Origin of the sequence: Psychrobacter sp. APC 3279, from assembly GCF_030407795.1 — a bacterium.
Taxonomy (GTDB): domain Bacteria; phylum Pseudomonadota; class Gammaproteobacteria; order Pseudomonadales; family Moraxellaceae; genus Psychrobacter.
This window is the reverse complement of the sequence record NZ_JASDCR010000002.1, coordinates 175,693-199,943: the sequence shown is the minus strand read 5'-3', so window position 1 is coordinate 199,943 and position 24,251 is coordinate 175,693. Positions and strand designations below refer to the sequence as shown.

The window sequence follows — 24,251 nt, the reverse complement described above, 5'->3', positions numbered from 1 at the left end:
TCGAAAACTCAGTGTAGATTTCAATAAAAAAGAACACGATAGAACATCTCGTAACGGTTAAGCAGTTCGGCACGCGCTAATTTTATCGTTATAATAAGCGTATATATTTTTATCTAATAGCTGATAAGTGACTTTTATGACTGATGACATAGCTGACAATACCACCGATAACGACCACAACTCTCACCAAGCGCTTGACCCCAAAGCATTACCGAACTTCGATAGCATGCCTAACGTGGCGCTAATGAATACCAGTCATGTAGACAAAGATCAGCCGCCTTTTATTTTGGTTGATGGATCCTATTATCTGTTCCGCACTTATCACGCCTTGCCAAAAACCATGCAAAACTCGCAGGGCTTAATCACCAATGCGATACGCGGTACACTCAACGCACTACTAAAACTGATGCGTCGCTATCACCCTACTCATATGGCTGTTTGCTTCGATACCAAATCACCGACTTTTCGCCATCATATGTCTGCTGATTACAAGGCTGCTCGCCCGCCCATCGATGTCGAGCTGGTAGAGCAGATACCTTATATTCATCGTTTGGTCACCGCATTAGGTATTCCGCTGTTGCGTATCGAAGGTGCAGAAGCGGATGATATTATCGGTACACTTGCCCATCGCGCTGTCGAGCAAGGTCATCATGTGGTCATCTCGACGGGTGATAAAGACATGATGCAGCTGGTCAACGACTGCGTGATACTGGAAGACAGCTTTACGGGTAAAGTCACGGATACACCAGCGGTAATCGATAAATTCGGTATTAACCCAAACCAAATGATCGATTTCTTAACGCTAATGGGTGATGCCTCTGACGGTATTAAAGGCGTACCTGGTATCGGTAAAAAGACCGCTAAAGACCTGCTCGTTGAGTATGGTGATATCGAAAATATGCTCAAGCATATCGGCTTTATTAAAGGTCGCGGGGCGAAAGGTCTGATTGAACACGCCGACGACATTCCTTTTAACAGAAAGCTTGCTACCATCGTCACTAACTTAGCCATCGGTCAAGATTGGAATGATCTAAAAATCAATACCGATCCTTGTGCGCATATAGATGAATTGCGCGACTTATATAATGAGCTTGAGTTTAGAAATGAGCTGGCATCGCTTGATCATCCCAATCACCCTGCTAATGGCTCTAAAAGTGTTGCTGATAGCCAAGCCAATACTGAGTCACAGGCACAGGTAGCAAAATCGCTCCAATCCACCAATACCGACAGCATCAAAGACAGTACTAACCATGATAAAGCGTGGCACTCTGTACTCGACAAGCCAGCGTTTGATAGCTTGGTAGAACTATTAGAAGCTGCTCCGCACTTTGTCATTGATACCGAAACCACTAGCGTTCATTGGCGTGATGCACAAATCGTCGGTTTATCTTTCGCATTGCAAGCACATGAAGCGTATTACATTCCGCTTACGCATAGCCTAGAAGGTGATGAGCTAATAGCCAAGCAGCTTGATCGCGATACAGTATTAGCTCGCTTAAAACCTGTACTAGAGAACCCAAATATCGGTAAAATCGGTCAACATCTAAAGTATGATGCGCATATCCTCGCTCACTATGATATCGACCTAGTTGGCGCCATACATGAGCAGCCAAATAACTGGGCAATGGACACCATGCTTGCCAGCTACGTCATCAATGCGGCAGCCACTCGCCACGGTATGGATGATTTGGCACGTCATTACCTACAAACGCAAACCATCAGCTTTGAAGATGTAGCAGGTAAAGGCGCTAAGCAAGTTACCTTTGACCAAGTGGCCATCGATATCGCGAGCGACTATGCCTGTGAAGATGCTGATATCACCTATCAATTATTTGACGTGTTCAGCGTTGAGCTGGCTAACGATGCCAATAATGCCAAATTACTACACGAGCTAGAAATTCCAACGGCAGAGATACTTTGCCAAATGGAAGCGCATGGCATTTTGATTAAACGTTCATTCTTAAACGAGCTATCAAAACGCTTCGATGAAGAAATTATCGCCTTAGAAAAACGCGCTTATGAAGTAGCTGGTGAAGAGTTCAATCTTGGCTCTCCTAAGCAGCTTGGTGAGATGCTATTCGAAAAGCTAGGCGTCGCTGGTGGTAAAAAAACCAAGTCTGGTCAATACTCGACTGGTGAGGCGGTACTATCAAAAATCGATCATCCATTGGTCGATATTACGCTAGAGTATCGCGGATTATCTAAGCTCAAAAGCACCTATACTGATGCGCTGGATAATGTCGCGGATAGCGAAACCGATCGCGTACACACTAGCTACCATCAGGCATTAACGAGCACTGGACGTTTGTCATCGACAGATCCTAACTTACAAAACATTCCTATTCGTACTGCGACTGGTCGCTTAATTCGTCAAGCTTTTATCGCACCGGAAGGTCGCGTTATTTTGGCTGCGGATTATTCACAAATTGAACTTCGTTTAATGGCGCACTTCTCAGGTGATAAAAACCTAACCCATGCCTTTAACGAAGGATTAGATATTCACGCGGCTACTGCTGCCGAAGTGCTTGGCAAAGATGTCGCAGACGTCACTTCAACCGAGCGCCGTAACGCTAAAGCCATTAACTTTGGTCTACTATACGGTATGAGCGCCTTTGGACTTGCCAAGCAGCTACAGATGAGTCGCGGCGAAGCACAAGACTATATCGATATGTACTTTGAGCGCTATCCAGGCGTCAAAAACTATATGATCAATACTCGTACTAGCGCTTATGAGCAAGGTTATGTCGAGACGATACTGGGCCGTAAGCTCTATACGCCTGATATCAATCATAGTAACCGTATGGTCAAGCAAGGTGCTGAGCGCGCGGCGATTAACGCCCCACTACAAGGCTCTGCTGCTGATTTAATCAAGCTTGCTATGGTTGCCGTTGATAAAGTGCTGCCAAAAGAGCAAGCCAAGATGCTGCTACAGGTTCACGATGAATTGGTGTTCGAAGTGGATGCCGATAAAGTAGACGAAGTTAGCCAGCTAATTACCGATGCTATGCAAGATGTCTTGACGACTACGGCAGTAGAAAAAGGTTGGAACGTCGACTTTGCAGTGCCTTTATTAGTCGAGACTGATAGCGGTCAAAACTGGGATGAGGCGCACTAATCACTAACTGCCATTTTATCAAGCATGCAAGGTATGATTATCGATGTACCTTGCAGATATGACAGTTTTTGATAACTAACACTACAATAATTCATTATATATTGTTTATATTAACAATCACTTATGACCAGTTAGTTATATTTCATAACAGTAATATCTGGGTACGGGGTTTATAATAGATCACCTGTTAAACCCTAACTATTCGATATTTTTGCTTTAGAGTGAGCCTTTGGGCTCACTTTTTTGTTTTTAACACATTCTTTTTGATACGCAGGAGCCAGTTATTTTGAGTTCAGATGGCATCATTGAAGTCCCTGGCATTATACTTTTGATAATATGCCTATTGCGCAGTTCACAATATGTTATGAAAAGTCATGTCAAACAAATTAAGGCTTTTTGGCTAGCAGCCGTACTTATATTTGTCTCTGTCATTCGTCGAGAGTTGAATTATCTACCGGACTTACTGGTTCCAAGCGACTTTTCGATGTTTGGTCAGTCTTATGACTGGTGGGAGGACAGCGTCCTTACCGTTATTTATCTCGTCGCGCTTGGTTTGCTTGTCTACTCGAGGCATTACCTATGGGCAGTGCTAAAAAACGTGCCCGTTTCGCTCTATCTTAGCGTTACTGTACTGGCTATCATTCAGTACATGGGCGAGAACGCTATTATGTTTCCGCATACATTTGGTGAAATTGTCGAAGAGCTGGCTGAGACTGCCATTTATGGTATTGCCTTGACCTATTTATGGCGATTTAAACTGGCTGACTATCAGTCATGTCTGGTACAGAAGTTAAATTACAAGTTCGACCACGCCAATAATTAACACTATAATTTTGATTTCTTATTTAGCAATCTGGCTACCTTATAGAGACTTAACACAAATTTTATAAACAATTACGGCTACTCATTTTGAGTAGTCGTTTTGCGTTCTAATTATCGTCTTACATTTTTTGAACATCCTGTCACACCTTAATACTAGTGAAAAGTTGATTAAGCGTACAAACTGAGAAGCATATTATCTACATTGCAATGAGCGATGCTTTAACAAGCCAGCGCGATATTTTTACTTTTAATGATGGCGACATCTAATAACTACAATAAGGAATTATTCATGGAAAACTCAAAAAACCCATTACCAGAAGAGATGGATCATATTGACGGTAATCGTCGTGGCAATAATAACAACGTCGATAACTTAGATAGCAGCAATCAGGATGAACAAGACAACCAATTGGTTGATTTGGACAATCCTATGCTGCATACCATCGATAACGATGATGTGATTGATAATAGTGCAGGATTCAACAACTCAGAAGTCGGTAGTGATGCGATCCAAGGACTCACGCCTGCGCATCGTCAAAATATCGATGAGTCACGGGTCGATGAGATTTTGGTTCAGGATAATATTGATGACAGTGATTATCCAGATGCGATGGATATTGTGGATAGAGAAGCGGCTGAACGTAGCAACGATGATGATTTTTAGAACCTGATACGATTGTTGATCTACCCCTCTAAACCAAAAAAAGCACGCTTAATATAGTTAAGCGTGCTTTTTCTTATTTTTCTATGCAATTCACCACGATAGCTACTCTTGACTGTCTAAACCCAGCCATCTAGCGTGCCAGCCCAACCTTTTACTAAAGGTAAGCTCAGCGCTTCAAGCAATTCAATATGTGTCTCATCAAGGTTTAACGCAGGAATATAATGATACTCTTGCCCGCCAGCATTAAGGAAGTTATCACGGTTTTCAATGGCTAGCTCCTCTAGTGTTTCTAGACAGTCTGCCGAGAACGCCGGACTGATCACCTGTACCGAGCGCACACCTGACTGACCCCAATCTTCCAATACTACATCAGTATACGGCTTGACCCACTCTTGCTTGCCAAAGCGTGACTGGAAACTAATAATCCACTCGTCATCGTTCAGGCCAAGTTCATGCGCCACTTGCGCAGCGGTACATTTACAACGTTTAGGATACGGATCGCCTTTATCAGCATAAGGCTGTGGGATACCATGAAAACTAAACATTAACTTTTCAGGCTTGCCATGTTTCTCTTGAAAACGGCGAATAGAGTTGGCCAAAGCTTGAATATATAGCGGATGGGCAAAGTAATCTTTGACAATCGTATAATTTGGCAAGTTGCGTTGTTTTAGCGTCCACTTCGTCAGCGCATCATATACTGCGCCGCCTGAAGAAGCAGAATACTGCGGAAACAACGGCAGTATGACAAAGTGATCGACCCCTTCACCACGTAGCGCGTCCATCACATCAGGTAAACCAGGATTACCATAGCTCATCGCAGGATGCACAGAGACTCGAAATGGTGCCACACTATCAGCCAAACGTGGTTCTAATAGCTCAACTTGGCTTTTTAGTATCTTACGAATCGGTGAGTCACCTTCCCAGATACTCGCGTAAGCCTTTGCTACGCGCCTAGGACGACTTGGTAAGACAAATAGATTCAGAATAATGGCCCATAGAAATTTGGGAATCTCAATCACTCGTGGGTCTGACAAAAACTGTTTAAGGTAGCGACGTACGGCAGGTGCCGTTGGCTCATCTGGTGTACCAAGATTCACTAACAAAACGGCAATACGTGGGGGCAATTTAGGTTTCATAGCAGCACTTTATTAGCAGTAAGTTATTAAGGGTGAGGTCAAAATAATAAGAGACGACACTGTTAAGACACAGTTGAATGAACACCTTATTAGTGTAGCATTTTATCTATTAATGACGCGGGCTAAAAGCGCCCCTATACAATTTGATACGCAGTTGCTATTTATTAACTCTTGATTACTTGATGCTGGCGGCTTGCTCGTTATTCATTTATAAAGTATGTTCCATAAAAACTACGATCGATACGCTCGAAAGGCATGCTCGACGGTTGTACTCCAACGCGCATCACCATACAATAGGCAGGCCCAGTTTATAAAAACCGTGTAGCTAAAATAGCCTGTTAGCAATGTGCTATTTTGCTTTTATTTTATTGATGATTGTAGTCTTGCGAGGTAGCTTTGAACGCACGCTCTGATAATACCAGTGACCAGCATCCTGATTCACAACCTCACCCCAATAGCTCAGCCAATATTGACAGTGCTGTAGGATCAGTGGGTGTCGTTACGCCTCAGAATTTCCATTTTTCTGAGCCCTTAACGTTAGAATGCAACCGTACCCTGCCCTCTTTTGACTTGATGGTAGAGACTTACGGTACGCTCAATAGCGACAAATCAAATGCAATTCTGATTTGCCACGCGTTATCGGGCAATCATCATGCAGCTGGCTTCCATAGCGCTGATGATAAAAAATCAGGCTGGTGGGACAATATGATTGGCCCTAATAAAGCGATTGATACCAATCAGTTCTATGTAGTATGTGTCAATAATATCGGCAGCTGTTTTGGTTCAACAGGGCCTACCACTATTAACCCTGATAGCGTTGGTTCGGACAGCCTTGATGCAAATAGTAGCAATGAGCCACAAGTGTATGGCCCTGATTTCCCGCTGATCACGATTAAAGACTGGGTAAAAACCCAAGCAATGCTCTCAGATCGTCTAGGCATTGACGTTTGGCACGCCATTGTCGGCGGCTCAATGGGCGGTATGCAAGCGCTACAATGGTCTGTTGATTATCCAGAGCGATTAAAACGCTGTGTAGTTATCGCTAGCACGCCAAAGCTATCTGCTCAAAATATCGCCTTTAACGAAGTGGCGCGCCAATCTATATTATCCGATCCTGACTTTAAAGACGGGCGCTATATACAAGAAGGCACTTATCCTCGTCGCGGACTGATATTGGCACGTATGGTTGGACATATTACCTATTTAACTGATGACGCGATGAAAGCAAAATTTGGTCGTGATTTAAAATCTGGCAAATTTATGTACGGCTACGATGTCGAGTTTCAGGTCGAAAGCTACCTACGCTATCAAGGCGAGCGCTTTAGTGAAAACTTCGATGCCAATACTTATCTACTCATGACCAAAGCCTTAGATTACTTTGATCCGACGCGCGACTACCCATCAACCGTAGTAAAAGACACTACAGAGTCGGCAGTACAAATAGAAGACTCAATCGCGGCGTCAGTCGAATCTAGCAAAGCGAATGCACAGAGTGAGTTAGAAGATGCGGTAACGACGATTGAAGATATTGAGTCTGATCGTCAGCAAGAGCTTTCTGCGCTCAAAGCAGCCTTTGCCCATACACAATGCCAATATCTGGTTGTATCATTTACCACTGACTGGCGATTTGCACCTGAGCGCTCGCAAGAGATTGTTGATGCGCTGATGGCCACTGGCAAACCAGTCAGCTATATCAATATTGACGCGCCGCACGGACATGATTCTTTCTTGTTTGATATTCCTCGCTACATGGGTGCGGTTAAAGGGTTTTTGAATGCGCCATTTATTACCCCTAGCCGCCCAGCCACAGGAAAGCGCTCATGAGAATGGATCACCAACTGGCAGAGCGCTGGATTGCGCCGCAAGCACATGTATTGGACTTAGGTTGTGGCAATGGCGAGCTGCTTGCCCACTTACAGCACAAACTAGGCGTGACAGGTTACGGACTAGAGATTGATGAAGACAAAATCAATGAGGCGATTGGCAATGGCTTATCAATTGTCGAGCAGGATCTCAACGATGGTCTAGCGCGCTTTGCTGATAACAGCTTTGATACGGTCGTCATGGCACGTGCCCTACAAGCAGTAAAAGCACCTGATGAGTTGTTGCTTGATATGCTGAGAGTTTCCCGTGAAGCCGTCATCACCTTCCCTAACTTTGCGCATTGGCAAAACCGCATTCATTTAGGGCTTAAAGGTATGATGCCTGTCTCTGAAGCGCTGCCTTACGAATGGTATAACACGCCAAACATTCACCTATGTACTTTCAAAGATTTTGAGCTGTTATGTGCGCAGCATGATATTCATATTATTAATCGTTTTGCGGTTAGTGATTCTAAAAAAGGTCACACACCTTTGATGAAGGCGTTAATTAGGCAAGCGCCTAACTTGTTAGCAGACGTCGCTATCTACCGAGTGACCAAAAAGTAACCGTTAAATTATCAGCTATCTTGATGTTTTATAGACTGCTAAACAGTGCCACATAAGTTGATATCAACCTTAATATATTGTTAACTTAATATAATTTTTTAGTAACTGTCTGATTTTGTTAAGGACAATCAGGTACAAACGTCTATTAGACCTTGTAATTAGTATTTGAGTTTCGTAAGTTTGGGTGTTAAGCTAGCAAAATATTGTCAGCCACCCCACTATTACGACCGTTTGTCTAATCAGTTAAGGTGAAATCTCTGATTTAGAGATGACAACCCCCTTTTGCTAATGATTAGGTAAGTTCATATCGCAAGATTCCACCTAATTGTTATCGCCGTCTGACTGTCTTTAGCGAGACAATGTTTAGCGTTACAATTTTTTTTGCTTATTAACTGCCTAATTTTGGAGCTGCTATGAAATTATTAAAAGCTGCGTTGTTTACTGCATTATTTTCTTGTGCTGGTTTAGCCAATGCTGAGTTAATATCAAATGTACCGCTTGATACCTCACGTTTTGAGCTTATGCCTGTGAGCGAGTTGTCTAGTCGTGCCGCCCAAGGTAACGATCACGCTCAGTTCTATCTGGCCAAGCGTTTGCAAAAAGGTGAAGGAATTGCGCAAAATACCCAACAAGCAATCCAGTGGTATACCAAAGCCGCTCAGCAAGGCGTTGCCCCTGCTCAGTTGAATCTTGCCATCATGTATTTGCGCGGCGAAGGCGTACAGCCTAACTTACAACAAGCCCGTCTGTGGTTAGAAAAAGCTGCGATGCGTGGCGATAATCGTGCCAGTTACACGCTTGCACTATTGGATGAAAAGCAAAAAAATCTGGTCGATGCCTATAAATGGTATGACTTGGCTGCCCGTGATGGCATGCTAGACGAAAAAGTCCGTAACAAGGCACGTGGTAAAATTGGTCAGTTGGCATTAAACTTATCGAGTGATGATATCGCTAGTGCTCGTAGCAAAGCGGATACTTGGTTCCAGAGTAAATAGTATCTAGTAACATACAGTTTTAGTTTAAAAATGAAAATCCAGCCTTTGAGCTGGATTTTTTGTGTACGAAAGCAAAAAAGTTATATAAAGTGAAATCAGCTTAATCATATACGCCTAATAAACAAACTTGTAGCCTCCTAAGTCGAAGGAATGTCATGCAAACAGTTACCTCAATAATAAACCCATACCTATTTGAAAAACAGTACGATGCTTTTATAAAGTTTGTGGAAGAAAAGTCAAATATAGCTTTTGTGTCTTTTGCTTCACATCCTTATACAGATCAACAAGAAGGATATAAGTATCAGATTTACAGAGTTGCTCGCAATAAGCTTTCGTTTCATACATGGAAAAATTATGATATTGGAAGTGGAAAAATTGTATTGGCAACCATCGAGGCCATTGAGTTTTCAGATAATAATTTAGTTCCATGGCAAAATCGCTATGGCGAACAAAATCGACCACATCAACCACTTTTTGAAGCAATTGGTAACCCTGTTAAGACAGGGGAAATTGAGAGCGTTTTGTTTAACCTTTATCATTCATCAAATGACGAACAAATATTTGATGAGTTGATTAAAATTTTTGGAAGGAATTATTCTCTTTTAGCTTATCTTTATTTTATTAAAGATAACTCAAAATATTTACCTATCGCACCTACTTATTTTGATAGAGCATTCTCATTATTAGGAATAGAGTTCAAAACTAGTCAACGTTGTTCTTGGGAAAACTACTTTGTTTATTTGCAACTTATTAGCACTATCAAAATAATGCTAATTGAAGAACTCAAAAATGAGGTTAGCTTGTTAGATGCTCATTCGTTTGCTTGGATGCTTTCTGCACAAATGGAAAGAGAAGATAAGCTTGCTGATGTTAGTGAGTATTTAAGTCGTAGTAGTACAGAAAGAGACTCAATTGTAAAATCACGTATTGGTCAAGGTCAGTTTAGACAAAGTCTTATCGAATATTGGTCTGCTTGTGCTGTCACTGGATGTAAGGAACTAAAACTATTAAGAGCATCTCATATCAAACCTTGGTCTGAATGCGGAGACATAGAACGTCTTAGCCTTTACAACGGCTTACTTCTATCACCAAATTTGGATGTGTGTTTTGATGCAGGTTTTATAAGTTTCGATGATTTAGGTCACATACTAATCTCAAATAAAATCAGTGCCAATGACCTTCAGGCCTTATCTATCAACAAAGAAATGAAACTATCAAATATTTCTTCTGAGCATAAGAAGTATTTACAATATCATAGGAAACATATTTATAAACAAAGTTGAAAACATCAAATCCTTTATAAAAAGCTCAGTATTTTACTGGGCTTTTTTGTTTTCTATAACATCAAGCCAAGCATTACAAACTATTCAAAACCCATCTAAAATTTGCTACACTACGCGCGCATTAACCAATTCCACAATTGAGATAATGTTATATACCTATCTATTTTTTTATTACCAACGCACTAGGTTTGCGACCTAGCCAGCAGGAGAAAGACATGAGCACCTCTCAAGATAGTAATATCAAAGAAACCGCGATAACTGACAACAAGTCAGCCCCTGTATACGATAGTGTGACTAATAATATCGTTGTTGCCGCACTATATAAGTTCACGCGCTTTGCTGATTTTGAGCAATTCCGTGAGCCCATTTTAGATACCATGCTAAGCAATGATGTTAAAGGCACGTTACTCATTGCTGCAGAAGGCATTAACGGTACGATTTCTGGTACGCGTCAAGGTATCGATACCGTACTTGGCTACCTGCGTAGTATTGAGGCGATTGGTACGTTTACCTTTAAAGAGTCCTATACTGACGCACAGCCTTTTTATCGCACTAAGGTAAAGCTAAAAAAAGAAATCGTCACTATGGGTGTCGAGAATATCGACCCATTGGAATCCGTTGGTCGCTATGTAAAACCAAGCGAGTGGAATGCGCTAATTTCAGATCCTGAGGTCACCTTGATCGACACGCGTAACGATTACGAGGTGCAAATCGGCACTTTCCAAAATGCGGTCAATCCAAATACGGAAACCTTCCGTGAGTTTCCAGAATACGTATCAAAAGAGCTCGATCCAACCAAGCATAAAAAAGTCGCCATGTTCTGTACGGGTGGTATCCGCTGCGAAAAATCTACTGCCTATTTACGTGAGCAAGGGTTTGAAGAGGTCTATCATTTAGAAGGCGGTATCCTAAAATACCTAGAAGAAGTCCCTGCCAGTGACTCTATGTGGCAAGGCGATTGCTTTGTTTTTGATAACCGTGTATCGGTCAACCACAACTTGGAGAAAGGCAGCTACGAGCAGTGTTTTGCATGCCGTATGCCGATTACTGTCGATGATATGCAAAGCCCTGCCTATATTAAAGGTGAGTCATGCCCACACTGTATCGACAAGGCAACTGATGAGCAAAAAGCCCGTTTCCGTGAGCGTGAGCACCAAATGCAGCTAGCCAAAAAGCGTGGCGAAGCCCATATTGGTAGCGACGTGATGGATGTAATTGAAAAACGTAAAGCCGCTAAGACGGAAGCGCGTCTACAAGCGGAAGCTGCAAACAACACTAAAGCGAACTAAACTTAGCATTAGTACAATAAAAAAGAAGTGAAATAAAAAAGAGAGGCTCTAATCGATAGAGCCTCTCTTTTTTTATGATAAACCTTCAATGCGTATCAAGACTATTAGCACTAATACAGTTAATCCAATTTGAAAGCAGATTGACTATATTAGAATAAAATACGTACGCGGATAGTCTCTTCTACATCTTTTAACTGATCTAGTGCAGCGGTCGAATCATTGTAATCGACATCCATCACTAGATAACCAACATCACCTTCTGTCATCAGGCTCTGCGCTAGGATGTTAATGCCAGCTTCAGCAAATAGGCGGTTAATCTGAGACAGTACGCCTGGCACGTTTTTGTGAATGTGTAGTAGACGATGCGAGTTTTCTTTGAACGGAATAGAAACTTCTGGGAAGTTCACAGCTGTCGCTGTATCACCTTGGTCAGAGTATCTAACAAACTTATCTGCTACTTCCAGCCCGATATTGGCCTGTGCTTCTTGGGTTGAACCACCGATATGTGGCGTCAAAATCACATTATCAAACTTACGTAGTGGTGACTCAAACTCTTCATCAGCTGACTTTGGCTCTTTTGGGAACACATCGATAGCCGCGCCCAAAATTTTACCAGACTCAAGCGCATCTGCTAGATCATCAATTTCAACACACGTACCACGAGCCGCATTAATAAAGTAGCTGCCTTCTTTCATCTGAGCGAACTGCTCAGCTTTCATCATATAGCGAGTGCTTGGTACATCAGGTACATGCAATGTCACAATGTCAGCCGTTGATAGTAGCTCTTCTAAGCTACCAACTTGTACCGCGTTGCCTAGTGGCAATTTGGTCACAGCATCATGATAGATGACTTTCATGCCGAAGCTTTCTGCCAAGACAGACAGCTGCGAGCCGATAGAGCCATAACCGACGATACCGATAGTTTTGCCACGCACTTCGTGTGAGTTGGTCGCAGACTTACCCCAGCCGCCGCGATGTACAGTTGCATTCTTTTCAGGAATACCACGGTACAGCATAATGACTTCTGCCAATACTAGCTCAGCTACCGAACGAGTGTTCGAGAATGGCGCGTTAAAAACGGGGATACCAAGATCACGAGCGGCGTCTAGATCTACTTGGTTGGTACCAATACAAAAGCAACCAATGCCGATAAGCTTGTGTGCGTGCTCAAGTACTTCGCGCGTCAACTGAGTGCGCGAACGAATACCGATGAAGTGAGCATCTTTGATCTTTTCGATCAGCTCGTCTTGATCTAAAGCGTGACTGATATTCTCGATGTTGTGGTAACCAGCTCCTTCCAATACTTTTAGGGCATTGTCATGTAGACCTTCAAGCAATAAAAACCGGATTTTGTCTTTTTGTAGTGATAACGCCATATGAGAACTGTCCTATAATTGTTTTATAAGATTACTTGTTGGATAATCTATGATGGATGAAACGAAAACAGTCCCGATATCTTACACAAAATTTGACGCCGATGTTAGCAGATTAGATGAATTATTGGTTATCAAGCCTGAAAAATTTTTATGCTATAGTGAATTATTCTGTTTGAAACCGCTCGAATCAATTGTTTATTACTTACCTTTTCTTATAGGTAGAAATTATCACCCACTTATTACCTCTACGAGCTGACTCATCACTGAATTTATAGTTATTTCGCTATATAATAAACAGTCCCAGCATCGTGCTTACGCTAATATTGAGATTTGACCATGACGCCAACTACCGCTCAGCCCACATCTGAAACCAATGCCGTGCAAACCATCTTGAGCACGCTCACTGATAACCATGACTTCGATCCCAGCCAAATCAAAACCGATGCTGAGAGTCTAGAGCATTGGGGTAAAGACTGGACCAAGCACTTTGCCCCTGCTGCTGCTGCCATCGTCTTTCCGAAAACTACCGAGCAAGTACAGACTATCGTACTGCTTGCCAATGAGCACAACGTCGTCCTCACCCCAAGCGGTGGTCGTACAGGACTCTCTGCTGGTGCCGTGGCTGCTAATGGCGAGATAGTCGTTAGCATGGATAAAATGAACCAGATTGGACAGTTCTATCCTGCCGATCGAATAGTTGAAGTCGAAGCCGGTGTCGTCACCCAACAGTTGCAAGAATTCGCTGAATCAAAAGACTTATACTATCCTGTCGACTTTGCCTCAGCAGGCTCTAGTCAGATAGGCGGCAACATCGGCACCAACGCAGGCGGTATCAAAGTCATTCGCTATGGTATGACTCGTCAATGGATCATGGGGCTAACTGTTGTCACTGGTAAAGGCGATATCTTGCAGCTGAATCGCGGCATGGTAAAGAATGCTACTGGTTATGACTTGCGCCAACTATTCATCGGTAGTGAAGGCACGCTTGGCCTTGTCACTCATGCGCAAATCAAACTTGAACGTCAGCCACAAGACTTAAACGTCATGGTGCTTGGCATGGACAGCTTTAACGATGTGATGAACGTACTCTCTGCCTTTCAAGCACAAATTGATTTGACAGCATTCGAGTTCTTTGACGATGTAGCGATTGATAAGCTGATGGCACATGGTCAAGTACAAGAGCCGTTTGAATCACGTACCAAGTTTTATACCTTATTAGAGTTTGAAGCGCCTTATGAGCCAATCATGGACAAAGCCATGGCCATATTTGAGCATTGTATGGAGCAAGGTTGGGTTGTCGATGGGGTGATGAGTCAAAACCTTACGCAAGCAGCAGAGCTGTGGAAACTACGTGAGTATATCTCGGAGACTATTTCGGTATTTACGCCTTATAAGAATGATGTGTCTGTCCTTATCAGTCACGTGCCGACCTTTATTGAAGAGATTGATCACATTGTCAGCAGCAACTATCCAGACTTTGAAGTTTGCTGGTTCGGTCATATCGGCGATGGTAATTTGCATCTCAATATCTTAAAACCTGAGAATATGAATAAAGATGATTTCTTTGCTGAGTGTCAGGTCGTCAATAAGTACGTGTTTGAGACGGTACAAAAATATGGTGGTTCAGTGTCTGCTGAGCATGGGGTGGGTATGACCAAGAAGCCGTATCTGCAATACAGCCGTAGTGAGACTGAGATCAATTATCTGCGAGAGGTCAAAAAGGTATTTGATCCTAATAACATCATGAATCGTGGCAAAATTTTTGATATGTGATTGATAGGCTAACGATTTATCTCAAAAAAAAGACGCTAAACCTAATGGCTAGCGTCTTTTTTATATCTGCAACTTTATATTTGGAAAACCCAAAATTACGTTTAAAAAAACATGATTTATAGATATAACAGTACCAGCGCTACAACTAGCAAGACACTCAAAAACCCTTGAATAATCAAAAATGCTTGATGCGGCGCCGCGATATGGCGGAACATATTGCCTAACGCATTGTAAGTGATGCCCGCTGCTTTGATATGTGGCGGGGTATCGAAATTTTTGATAATTTGCAAAAACTGCTCAGTACGATCAGGTGACCAGCCGTGCGGTGCAAATGGCAAAAATGGTGAAAGCTGCGCCGCTTGCTCTTTGGTTGCAGGCGACCATAGCCAGCGCTCTAAAAACAGCAAGCGCATACGCCAGTCGGCAAAGCTGCGATGGTTAATGACTTGTAATAGCAACACTTCTACATTCTTATGACGACTATCTACAAAGATACGCTCTTGCAGATTAAATACGTCTGATTTTTTGCCTTCAATACATTGCAAGAAGTGACCATTGCCGTAGCATAGCGTGCCTGTGATGTTATGCTGCTGATTGTAGTTACGTGCGTGGCCTTCTACTTCATCAAAAATAGAAGTGCTCAAACGCGAGCCAAGAGTCAACGTACTGACATAGACCAGCTGAACCAATGCTGATTCTTCTATTTCATCCCATTTTTTGATTCTATTGCTACGAGTTAAGGGCATAATAAAACGATCCTACAGCCGAACAAATACGGCTAAATATGACAAGCAAAACGATACTATGCCTGAAGTAAATGAAGATATTGACTCACAAAAACGTAGCAAATATTTACTACCTGAGACTGTTATTACTTATACAGCTTGCTATGATAACAAGCAAAACAAAAGGTGCTGATAGATATTATTTAGATTCTATATTGAAATAATAAATAGCAAGAAAGTCGCAGGTACAATGATAATGCAAAGTTATTCGCTTATCTGTGTTTACAAACCCTATAGGTATAGAGTGATGTAGATTGTGGCAGTCGCTATCCTTTAGCCCTCTACGTTAGTCGAAACAAGCACCAAACATAATGAGTAAAACAGTCTAAGATATCAACATAACCTATTGTAAATATGGCAATAAATTATTGTAACGACAATATCTTCCTATTGGAATGTTTTTATTACTTTTTTGCACAAAAATCGGCACATCAATGTGCCATGACCCCATTATTTGTTACCACCACATTCGATAGCTATTTAAAACAGGAAACTTATGAGTAAGATGGAAAAACTAGATGATTTTCACCTCACGATTGCTGAGATTAAGAAAAAAGATTATCCACAATTAAAGGCATTGATGGATCGTGTCTATGTAAACTTGGGTGGCGCGTGGTCAAAGACAACCATTCATACTTTGATTGATGCTTTCCCAGAAGGTCAAATTGCTTTGTTTGATCATGATCAGCTGATTGGTATCGTGCTCTCTATGCGCGTTGACTATGCCAAATTTTCAAACCCGCATACCTATGATGATTTGATTGGGCAAAAAGAAATCATTAGAGACAATCCAGAAGGTGATGCCATTTATGGTTTAGATGCACTCATCGACCCTGATTATCGCGGCTACCGTCTCGGTCGTCGTCTGTATGATGCACGCAAGGAGCTGTGCCGACAGCTGAACTTCCGCGCTATCTTAGCCGGTGGACGCATACCTAACTATCATAATCATAAAGATCTGACTCCAGGCGAATATATTGATGCCGTTGAAAGCCGTGAAATTCACGATTCAGCTTTATCATTCCAGTTGTCTAATGGCTTTATTGTTAAACGTATTTTGACTGCTTATCTGCCAGATGATAAGCAATCAAAGGGCTTTGCTACCTTGCTTGAGTGGGCAAATATCTATTACGAGCCTAAAGACTATAAGCCTAATACTCGCAAGTCTGAAGTGCGTATTGGTGGTATTCAATGGCAGATGCGTGAAGTCGAATCACCTGAAGAATTACTGCAACAAGTTGAGTTTTTTGTCGATATTATGGCGGACTACAACTCAGACTTTGCTTGCTTACCTGAGTTTTTCAATGCGCCATTGATGGGTCTATGCGAAGAAACCGATCAAAATATTGCCATTCGATTTTTGGCAGGTTATACCGAGTGGTTCAAAAATGAAATCTCGCATTTAGCCGTCAGTTATAACGTCAACGTCATTACCGGTTCGATGCCGTTACTGGACGAAGACGATACCTTATACAATGTCAGCTATCTGTGCCGCCGTGACGGTACCGTTGAAGAGCAACGCAAAATTCATATTACTCCGCATGAGCGCAGCGCTTGGGTAATCGAAGGTGGCGATGAAGTCAAAGTATTCGACACGGATGCGGGTCGTATCGGTATCTTGGTCTGCTATGATGTTGAGTTCCCTGAGCTTGCACGTTTGATGGCACTTGATGACATGGATATTTTGTTCGTACCTTTCTGGACAGATACCAAAAATGGCTATTTACGTGTACGCCATTGTGCTCAAGCACGTGCCATTGAAAACGAATGCTATGTAATGATCTGCGGCTCGGTAGGCAACTTGCCACAAGTCGAAAGTTTAGATATTCAGTACGCACAGTCGTCGATTTTTTCACCGTCAGATTTTGCATTCCCACATGATGCGATTATGGCAGAAACCACCGCCAATACCGAAATGGTATTTTTCTCAGATGTGAACTTAGACAAGCTGACTCACGTTCGTCACGAAGGCTCAGTACATAACTTGATTGACCGCCGTGATGACTTATTTAGCTTAAAATGGAAACGTAAATCCAAAATTCCTGCAAGCAAATTAAGTGACGAAGAACGCCGTGAAAACTCAGGCAGTGTGCTTATCGGTGATCCATTACAAAACCGTGCGCAAAAGCCATAGTTAGTTGTGCGCGCTTGATATAATGACTTAAGAGTAAACTTCATAAATAAAACGGCTGAATCTCAGCCGTTTATTTTTATCTTCGGTCTACTCTTTGTGCAATGATCATATAGGCAATCACGATAAAATAAGCAGTGAAGATAAGCCATCATCTGAAAATAACTTGTAAACTAAAAAGCGGATGTCATGACGACTGATATTGAGCAAACAGAAATAAAGCCAAAGAAGCAGCCGAAGACGAAGATCATTTCGCTACTTAAAACGGTTGCGCTATACGCTCTGATGTTTGTCGTGATATATAGCGCGGTCAATTGGTGGCGACAGCCTATCATGCCTGCCAACCCTCAGTTGCAACTGACCGATTACCAAGGGCAAACTATCGATTTGGCGGCGATAAGTCATGAGCGGCCGACGCTGGTATACTTCTGGGGTACGTGGTGTTCAGTCTGTAGTTTCACCTCGCCCACCATCAATAAACTAGCAGCAGATAATTATCCCGTTGTCACTATCGCCGTACAGTCAGGTTCAAACCAAGAGCTACGCAGCTACCTCGACCAGCATCAGTTTGACTTCACCACGATAAATGATCAACAAGGCGATATCTTTGCAGATTGGCAAGGACAAGTCACACCATCTTATGTGGTATTAGAGAATGGCGAGATGACACAAGGGCTAACAGGTATTCAGCCATTATGGTCACTCAAGCTGCGCTTGTGGTTAGCATCTGTTTTTTAGCGACTGAACCTGACTTTTTTAAAAATCATTTCAAAAAGAGGTCATCGTTATACTCTCATCAACGACATATAACGTAGATAAACGGTTGATATTAATCAAAATAAGGATGAGATTGCTCAGCTCTTTTTACCCTACCCTTTTTGTCATATAATAGCTGCCGATCTAAATATTTTTTCCTATTATTTATACAAGCATATTTTATGTTGCAATCGTCTCATTACCATTTATTATTGACATAACTATTTATGGGCTAATGAGCGATAATGGCTATTTACTGGTATGACGGTTGATAAACCGACTATCATGAGCAATATACCTACTATTCGTAATTAAGCATTATCAATACCGCGTGACCCTCAGTATTATATTGAACCACACTGAATTGAACCACACTGAAAATCGAGCCTTATAGCCGGTTTTGAACCGACACACAAACCTACCTTTTAAGAAGATATCTTCTATGACTGATAAAAGCACTGATACCCCAAGCCAAGATTACAAAGATACGCTAAACCTTGCAGACACGCCATTTGCGATGCGTGCAAACCTTGCCAAACGCGAGCCAGATTGGTTAGCTGCTTGGGAAGCGGATGACGTGTACGGTAAAATTCGTCAGGCGCGTGCTGGTGCAACCAAATATATTTTGCACGATGGCCCTCCATACGCCAACGGTCAGATTCACTTGGGTCACGCAGTCAATAAAGTACTAAAAGACATTATTGTAAAATCAAAAACCTTGTCAGGATTTGATGCGCCTTATGTCCCTGGTTGGGATTGTCATGGTCTGCCAATCGAACAAAAAGTCGAAGCTAAGGTTGGTAAAGTCGGTCAAAAGGTCTCTGCTACCGAATTCCGTGGTCTATGCCGCGAATATGCGAGCACTCAGATTGAATTGCAAAAAGCAGACTTCAAGCGTCTAGGCGTATTCGGTGATTGGGACAATCCTTATCTGACCATGAACTTTCATCAAGAAGCCAACATCGTACGTGCGCTTGCCAAAATCTATGACAATGGTCATGTGACTCGCGGTATGAAGCCAGTCAACTGGTGCTTGGACTGTAGCTCTGCCCTAGCAGAAGCAGAAGTAGAATATCAAGACAAAGTCTCTGACGCGATCTATGTCAGCTTTGATGTGCTCGGTACGGATAAAGTAGCCGCATTGGCAGATATCGCAGATAACATCGCTGCTGTTATTTGGACTACAACGCCATGGACGTTGCCTGCCAACCAAGCTATCTCAGTACATCCAGAGCATAACTATAGCGTGGTCGCTACTGAAAAAGGCAATCTGTTACTCGCAGCGGATCTTGTCGAAACTGCGTTGAACGAACTTAAACTAGAAAATAACGGCATCCTAGCAACTGTATCAGGCAGCGAGCTTGAAGGCCTACATGCCCAGCATCCACTAATTGCAGACCGTCAAGTGCCACTCATTTTGGGCGATCATGTGACTACTGATAGTGGTACTGGTCTGGTACATACTGCACCTGGTCACGGTTTAGACGATTATATCGTTGGTCTAAAATACAACTTACCAGTGGAAAACCCAGTAAGCGGTACGGGCGTTTATTTAGATAGCGCTGCTGTATTTGCCGGCGAGCACATCTATAAAGCAAATCCAAAAATCATCGCTGCCCTACATGACAATGGCCATCTAATTAGCCATACCAAAATTGAGCATAGCTATCCGCATTGCTGGCGTCATAAGTCACCAATCATTTTCCGTGCTACGCCTCAGTGGTTTATCAACATGGAAACCAAAGGCTTACGTGCTCGCGCGCTTGCTGATATTCCATCAGTAAGTTGGACGCCAGCGTGGGGACAAAACCGTATCGAATCAATGATGACGGGTCGTCCTGATTGGTGTATCTCGCGTCAGCGTACGTGGGGCGTGCCGATTACTTTCTTTACGCATAAAGAAACAGGCGAGCTGCATCCAAACACCCTTGAGCTAATGGAAACTGCGGCGCAAAAAATCAATGAAGGCGGCGTAGAAGCGTGGTTTGATGCTAGCTGTGAAGATTTCTTAGGCAGTGAAGCCGCTGACTATGACAAAGCTACCGATACACTAGACGTTTGGTTTGACTCAGGCACAACGCATTTTGCGGTACTTGATCAACGTGATGAATTGACCAATCCAGCTGATATGTATCTAGAAGGCTCTGACCAGCATCGCGGCTGGTTCCAGACGTCACTACTGACGTCAGAAGCGATGTATGAGCGTCCACCGTTTAAGCAAGTACTGACGCATGGCTTTGTGGTCGATGAAAACGGTCGCAAAATGAGTAAGTCACTTGGCAACATTATCACCCCGCAAGAAGAGATCAATAAAACAGGCGCGGATATGCTGCGTCTATGGATTGCCTCAAGTGACTATCGTTATGAGATGAGCGCGGGTAAAACGGTCTTTAAAGGTGCGATCGATATGTATCGCCGTATCCGTAATACCTTACGTTTCTTACTTGCCAATACCGATGACTTCAATCCAGCGACTGATAGCATTGATATCAATGAATTGGTTAGCCTTGATAAATTCATCATTGAGCGCGCACAAACCGTACAAGCGCAAATCATTAGCGCTTATGATGCGATGGACTTTCACCAAGTCACTCAGCACGTGACAGCGTTTTGCTCGCAAGACTTGGGTAGCTTCTATCTAGATATTATCAAGGATCGCCAGTACACCACGCAGGCAGATGGTCAGCCTCGTCGCTCTGCGCAGACGGCTATCTACCATATTACTCATGCTCTGATTCGCTGGATTACACCAATCTTGTCATTCACGGCGCAAGAGGCTTGGGAAGTACTGAACCAACGTGATGCGGATAAAGGCGGCTATGTATTTACTCAGGAGTGGTATGAGTTCCCAGTGTTTGAGCTAAGTGCTATCAGCAACGATGACTGGCAGCGCATCATGTTTGCAAAAGACATGGTGAACAAACATATCGAAACTGCACGTGGCGAAAAAATTATCAATGCCAACTTGTCTGCCGACGTGAGTCTATACGCTGACGGTGCAATGTATGAGAGCTTAGCTAAGCTTGATGAAGAGCTTCGTTTTGTACTAATTACTAGTAACGCTGCATTGAAGCCAATGAGCGAAGCGCCTGCTGATAGCATTGCACAGACAGATGATGTGACCGATACCAATACCGAAGAGGCTGTCGATTTAGTGGTACAAGTAAGTGCGGCTACTGGTACTAAGTGCGTACGCTGCTGGCACATTCGTGATGACATCGGTACAGATAGCGCACACCCTGAGCTATGCGCGCGCTGCGTGACCAATGTCAGTGGCGATGGTGAGGTACGTCACTATGCCTAACCCAACAGACTCACCTGAAAGCCAGCATGACCAGCCGCCGCAGGTGAAGGTTGACCATTCGCCTACGCCTGCTCATGCAACCACAGGTAGCTCGACTACACCTAGAAGTCGCCTGACCAAGTCAACAAATAGGACACCAAAGCTGGTGGCCAACGGTAGCCGTGCTTTTGTATGGTATATATTGGCATTGGTTATCGTCATTATCGATCAGTGGACTAAATGGTTGGCAGAAACTAAGCTGACCTTTCATGATCCAGTGCCGGTGATTGATCCATTCCTTAATTGGACATTGGCTTATAACTATGGCGCGGCCTTTAGCTTCTTGGCAGATGCTGGCGGTTGGCAGAAGTGGTTTTTTTCAGGATTGGCACTCGTCATGTCGCTATTTTTAATCATCTATCTGATTAAAGCACCGCGCAAAGCCACTTTGCTATCTGTCGGTCTGGCTTTAGTGTTGGGAGGGGCAATTGGTAACCTCATCGATCGTCTATTACATGGTCATGTGATTGATTTTATCCATGTGCATTATGCTGATGTTTGGCATTATCCGATTTTTAATATCGCGGATATTGGTATTTCTATCGGTGTATTGTTGATTATCATTGATATGCTGTTTTTGGAAAAGAAGCGCGAAATGCCGCAGTAATAATTCTAAATACTATTATTAATATCGTTCAGCTTATAAATAAAAAGGTGGGTTACGCAGTCGTAATCCACCTTTTTTATTTACTATTTCTGACGATTGAATATATATGTTAATTTGACCTATCTGCACAATCTCTATTCATGCACCCAAATACCAGCCTCACCGACAAAGTAAGTGTGCGTGTCTTCGACCTCGATGTTATATACCGTCATAGTAAGAGGACCTTCGCCTTCTGCCCAATCTATAGTATTAGGATCTTTCCATTCGCCTTGGCGGAAGCCAAAGAACTCAGCATGTTCACGTTCGTCTTCAGGTGTTTGTTCTAATAGGCGTTGCTCCCACTCCTTATCGTACTCATATAATTTGTCTGTCACTGCTTGATAAGTGACGCCATTTTTGATCTCTGCACCTGTGGTTAAATCAATCAGGCTGCCATATTGAGCAGGACTGTCTTCGTCAAACTTTGGTACGAACCCAATATTTACCTTATCAGTTTTATAAATTTTACTTAGTGATGTAGTGTCATAGGGATTATTACCAGACTCAGACGAACACTTAGTCAAGTCTTTGTTAATTAAAACATCTTGAGACCTTACTTTTTTCGCTTGAGTCCACTTTGAGCTTTCAATCCATAATGGATGATTCTCTGTTATCAATAATCGAGTCAAAGGTTGGCAATCAGATAACTCTCTTAATCTAATTCTCTCTTTAATTGGTAAAGAAGAGTCTACAGCGACAGAAAGCTCAAGCAACCATACCGATATATTCTCAGTAATCATAGTATTAGTTATTGCTTTATATATCAGCTCACCCGAGCCATTAGCTGCATTAGACAACACTTTATCACCAATTTTTAGTTGTTCTATTGGTACTAGCCCTGTTTCTGTATGTACTAAAGTGCCAGCAGTGAAACCTGAAAAATCTTTATCCATATTATTCATTCACCGAAATTATGTCTTGTCAGGATTATCGCCATTCACCCACAACCCCTGCTCACCGACAAAGTAAGTATGAGTATCTGCTACCTCAATGTTATATACCGTAGTGGTAACCGGACCTTCCCCTTCCGCCCAGTCAATGCCTGCACCCTCTTGCCAAAAGCCTGTACGGAAATTATAAAACTCGGCATTGTCTCTTAACTCTACAGGGGTTTGCTCTAATAGTCGTTGTTTCCATCCCGAATCTTCTATGAAAAGTTTCTTAAAAACTGGATCATATCCACCATGTGATAATGATTTACCAGTTAATAAGTTAATAAACCTGCCATCATTAGTTTGACTAGACAGATTTGGTATAAAACCTACTTCAATGTTCTCTGTTTTAAAAATAGGCTCTAAGATTTCTCCAGAACTTCCGATCTCACAGAAAGTAGGCTCACCACTTTGTAATGTTGCCATATCTCCCATTTCTATGTCACTGGCTTTAACCCATCCCTTATTTTGTATCCACACTGGATGACTAGCCGTACAAAGCACATCAACGTATAGATCAAAGTTATTTTGCTGTTCGAATGGTAAGTCGTCTACAGACTCAGGTGTAAAGGTAGCAAAAAACACAGGTACATCTTCAGTAATTATAGTACGAAGTACTGGCTTATAGACTAGCTCACCTTCCGCGTTATGTTGATCTCTAGATAAAACCATATCCCCGACTTTAATATCTTTGATCGGTACTAATCCTCTATTGGTATCCACCAACGTGCCACCGACAAATCCTGACGTATTCATAATCACGTTATCCATATTTG

Annotated in this window: 18 protein-coding genes; 13 read left to right on the top strand and 5 right to left on the bottom strand. The window is 42.6% G+C overall.

What is annotated here, in order from left to right; all coding sequences use genetic code 11:
* The first annotated feature begins 136 nt into the window (after nucleotides 1-136).
* The 3 genes from polA (at nucleotide 137) to QL898_RS01740 (ending at nucleotide 4,601) form a co-directional block, all read left to right on the top strand.
* On the top strand, nucleotides 137-3,115 hold the full coding sequence (gene polA, locus QL898_RS01750) for a DNA polymerase I (RefSeq protein WP_290175574.1): 2,979 nt from the start codon (nucleotides 137-139) through the stop codon (nucleotides 3,113-3,115).
* 364 nt (nucleotides 3,116-3,479) lie between these two features.
* The gene (locus QL898_RS01745) at nucleotides 3,480-3,938 is read left to right on the top strand and encodes a hypothetical protein (protein WP_290175573.1); all 459 of its coding nucleotides are present in this window, start codon (nucleotides 3,480-3,482) and stop codon (nucleotides 3,936-3,938) included.
* 288 nt (nucleotides 3,939-4,226) lie between these two features.
* Nucleotides 4,227-4,601, top strand: coding sequence for a hypothetical protein (locus tag QL898_RS01740; protein WP_290175572.1), 375 nt, complete (start codon nucleotides 4,227-4,229; stop codon nucleotides 4,599-4,601).
* Nucleotides 4,602-4,717: 116 nt separating this feature from the next.
* Here the strand turns inward: QL898_RS01740 and hemH are convergent, their stop codons facing one another.
* Nucleotides 4,718-5,737 (bottom strand): ferrochelatase, encoded by a 1,020-nt coding sequence (gene hemH, locus QL898_RS01735; RefSeq protein ID WP_290175571.1) that lies wholly within the window; start codon nucleotides 5,735-5,737, stop codon nucleotides 4,718-4,720.
* Nucleotides 5,738-6,205: 468 nt separating this feature from the next.
* On the opposite strand from hemH, the gene QL898_RS01730 reads away from it, so the two are divergent.
* The 5 genes from QL898_RS01730 to QL898_RS01710 all read left to right on the top strand — a co-directional run bounded on the left by QL898_RS01730 (nucleotide 6,206) and on the right by QL898_RS01710 (nucleotide 11,733).
* Nucleotides 6,206-7,561, top strand: a complete 1,356-nt coding sequence (locus QL898_RS01730) for a homoserine O-acetyltransferase (RefSeq protein ID WP_290175585.1) — start codon at nucleotides 6,206-6,208, stop codon at nucleotides 7,559-7,561.
* Nucleotides 7,558-8,166: a methionine biosynthesis protein MetW gene (gene metW, locus QL898_RS01725; RefSeq protein ID WP_290175570.1), complete on the top strand. Its 609-nt coding sequence runs from the start codon at nucleotides 7,558-7,560 to the stop codon at nucleotides 8,164-8,166. Before QL898_RS01730 ends, metW begins: the two co-directional genes overlap by 4 nt.
* Before the next feature lie 413 nt (nucleotides 8,167-8,579).
* Nucleotides 8,580-9,161: a tetratricopeptide repeat protein gene (locus tag QL898_RS01720; protein WP_057758462.1), complete on the top strand. Its 582-nt coding sequence runs from the start codon at nucleotides 8,580-8,582 to the stop codon at nucleotides 9,159-9,161.
* Nucleotides 9,162-9,316: 155 nt separating this feature from the next.
* Nucleotides 9,317-10,444 carry an HNH endonuclease gene (locus tag QL898_RS01715; RefSeq protein WP_290175569.1) on the top strand — a complete coding sequence of 376 codons (1,128 nt, stop codon included), beginning with the start codon at nucleotides 9,317-9,319 and terminating at the stop codon, nucleotides 10,442-10,444.
* A gap of 290 nt (nucleotides 10,445-10,734) precedes the next feature.
* On the top strand, nucleotides 10,735-11,733 hold the full coding sequence (locus tag QL898_RS01710; RefSeq protein WP_356638367.1) for a rhodanese-related sulfurtransferase: 999 nt from the start codon (nucleotides 10,735-10,737) through the stop codon (nucleotides 11,731-11,733).
* Nucleotides 11,734-11,882: 149 nt separating this feature from the next.
* On the opposite strand, the gene serA is transcribed toward QL898_RS01710, so the two are convergent.
* Entirely contained in the window at nucleotides 11,883-13,109 is a 1,227-nt protein-coding gene (serA, locus tag QL898_RS01705; RefSeq protein ID WP_290175567.1) for a phosphoglycerate dehydrogenase, read from the bottom strand.
* A gap of 336 nt (nucleotides 13,110-13,445) precedes the next feature.
* Between serA and QL898_RS01700 the strand changes: the two genes are divergently transcribed.
* Nucleotides 13,446-14,882: an FAD-binding oxidoreductase gene (locus QL898_RS01700; RefSeq protein ID WP_290175566.1), complete on the top strand. Its 1,437-nt coding sequence runs from the start codon at nucleotides 13,446-13,448 to the stop codon at nucleotides 14,880-14,882.
* Between the two features lie 116 nt (nucleotides 14,883-14,998).
* Here QL898_RS01700 and QL898_RS01695 read toward each other — a convergent pair whose 3' ends face one another.
* Nucleotides 14,999-15,628, bottom strand: coding sequence for a BLUF domain-containing protein (locus tag QL898_RS01695; RefSeq protein WP_201547946.1), 630 nt, complete (start codon nucleotides 15,626-15,628; stop codon nucleotides 14,999-15,001).
* A 535-nt stretch (nucleotides 15,629-16,163) separates the two neighbouring features.
* Here QL898_RS01695 and QL898_RS01690 point away from each other — a divergent pair.
* From QL898_RS01690 to lspA, 4 genes are all read left to right on the top strand, one after another.
* Nucleotides 16,164-17,801 carry a carbon-nitrogen hydrolase family protein gene (locus QL898_RS01690; RefSeq protein ID WP_290175565.1) on the top strand — a complete coding sequence of 546 codons (1,638 nt, stop codon included), beginning with the start codon at nucleotides 16,164-16,166 and terminating at the stop codon, nucleotides 17,799-17,801.
* Between the two features lie 186 nt (nucleotides 17,802-17,987).
* Nucleotides 17,988-18,536 carry a protein disulfide oxidoreductase gene (locus QL898_RS01685; RefSeq protein WP_290175564.1) on the top strand — a complete coding sequence of 183 codons (549 nt, stop codon included), beginning with the start codon at nucleotides 17,988-17,990 and terminating at the stop codon, nucleotides 18,534-18,536.
* Nucleotides 18,537-18,996: 460 nt separating this feature from the next.
* On the top strand, nucleotides 18,997-21,858 hold the full coding sequence (gene ileS / locus QL898_RS01680) for an isoleucine--tRNA ligase (RefSeq protein ID WP_290175563.1): 2,862 nt from the start codon (nucleotides 18,997-18,999) through the stop codon (nucleotides 21,856-21,858).
* Nucleotides 21,851-22,504, top strand: coding sequence for a signal peptidase II (lspA, locus tag QL898_RS01675; protein WP_290175562.1), 654 nt, complete (start codon nucleotides 21,851-21,853; stop codon nucleotides 22,502-22,504). The genes ileS and lspA overlap by 8 nt, the downstream gene beginning before the upstream one ends.
* 134 nt (nucleotides 22,505-22,638) lie before the next feature.
* Here the strand turns inward: lspA and QL898_RS01670 are convergent, their stop codons facing one another.
* A complete protein-coding gene (locus QL898_RS01670) occupies nucleotides 22,639-23,436 on the bottom strand; it encodes a Hint domain-containing protein (RefSeq protein ID WP_290175561.1) in 798 nt (265 codons plus the stop codon).
* Between the two features lie 18 nt (nucleotides 23,437-23,454).
* A complete protein-coding gene (locus QL898_RS01665) occupies nucleotides 23,455-24,246 on the bottom strand; it encodes a hypothetical protein (protein ID WP_201547941.1) in 792 nt (263 codons plus the stop codon).
* Nucleotides 24,247-24,251: the final 5 nt, after the last annotated feature.

Coding starts and splice junctions, on each gene's coding strand:
- polA (WP_290175574.1), top strand. CDS start 137: ATGACTGATGACATAGCTGACAATACCACCGATAACGACCACAACTCT.
- QL898_RS01745 (WP_290175573.1), top strand. CDS start 3,480: ATGAAAAGTCATGTCAAACAAATTAAGGCTTTTTGGCTAGCAGCCGTA.
- QL898_RS01740 (WP_290175572.1), top strand. CDS start 4,227: ATGGAAAACTCAAAAAACCCATTACCAGAAGAGATGGATCATATTGAC.
- hemH (WP_290175571.1), bottom strand. CDS start 5,737: ATGAAACCTAAATTGCCCCCACGTATTGCCGTTTTGTTAGTGAATCTT.
- metW (WP_290175570.1), top strand. CDS start 7,558: ATGAGAATGGATCACCAACTGGCAGAGCGCTGGATTGCGCCGCAAGCA.
- QL898_RS01720 (WP_057758462.1), top strand. CDS start 8,580: ATGAAATTATTAAAAGCTGCGTTGTTTACTGCATTATTTTCTTGTGCT.
- QL898_RS01715 (WP_290175569.1), top strand. CDS start 9,317: ATGCAAACAGTTACCTCAATAATAAACCCATACCTATTTGAAAAACAG.
- serA (WP_290175567.1), bottom strand. CDS start 13,109: ATGGCGTTATCACTACAAAAAGACAAAATCCGGTTTTTATTGCTTGAA.
- QL898_RS01700 (WP_290175566.1), top strand. CDS start 13,446: ATGACGCCAACTACCGCTCAGCCCACATCTGAAACCAATGCCGTGCAA.
- QL898_RS01695 (WP_201547946.1), bottom strand. CDS start 15,628: ATGCCCTTAACTCGTAGCAATAGAATCAAAAAATGGGATGAAATAGAA.
- QL898_RS01690 (WP_290175565.1), top strand. CDS start 16,164: ATGAGTAAGATGGAAAAACTAGATGATTTTCACCTCACGATTGCTGAG.
- QL898_RS01685 (WP_290175564.1), top strand. CDS start 17,988: ATGACGACTGATATTGAGCAAACAGAAATAAAGCCAAAGAAGCAGCCG.
- ileS (WP_290175563.1), top strand. CDS start 18,997: ATGACTGATAAAAGCACTGATACCCCAAGCCAAGATTACAAAGATACG.
- lspA (WP_290175562.1), top strand. CDS start 21,851: ATGCCTAACCCAACAGACTCACCTGAAAGCCAGCATGACCAGCCGCCG.
- QL898_RS01670 (WP_290175561.1), bottom strand. CDS start 23,436: ATGGATAAAGATTTTTCAGGTTTCACTGCTGGCACTTTAGTACATACA.
- QL898_RS01665 (WP_201547941.1), bottom strand. CDS start 24,246: ATGGATAACGTGATTATGAATACGTCAGGATTTGTCGGTGGCACGTTG.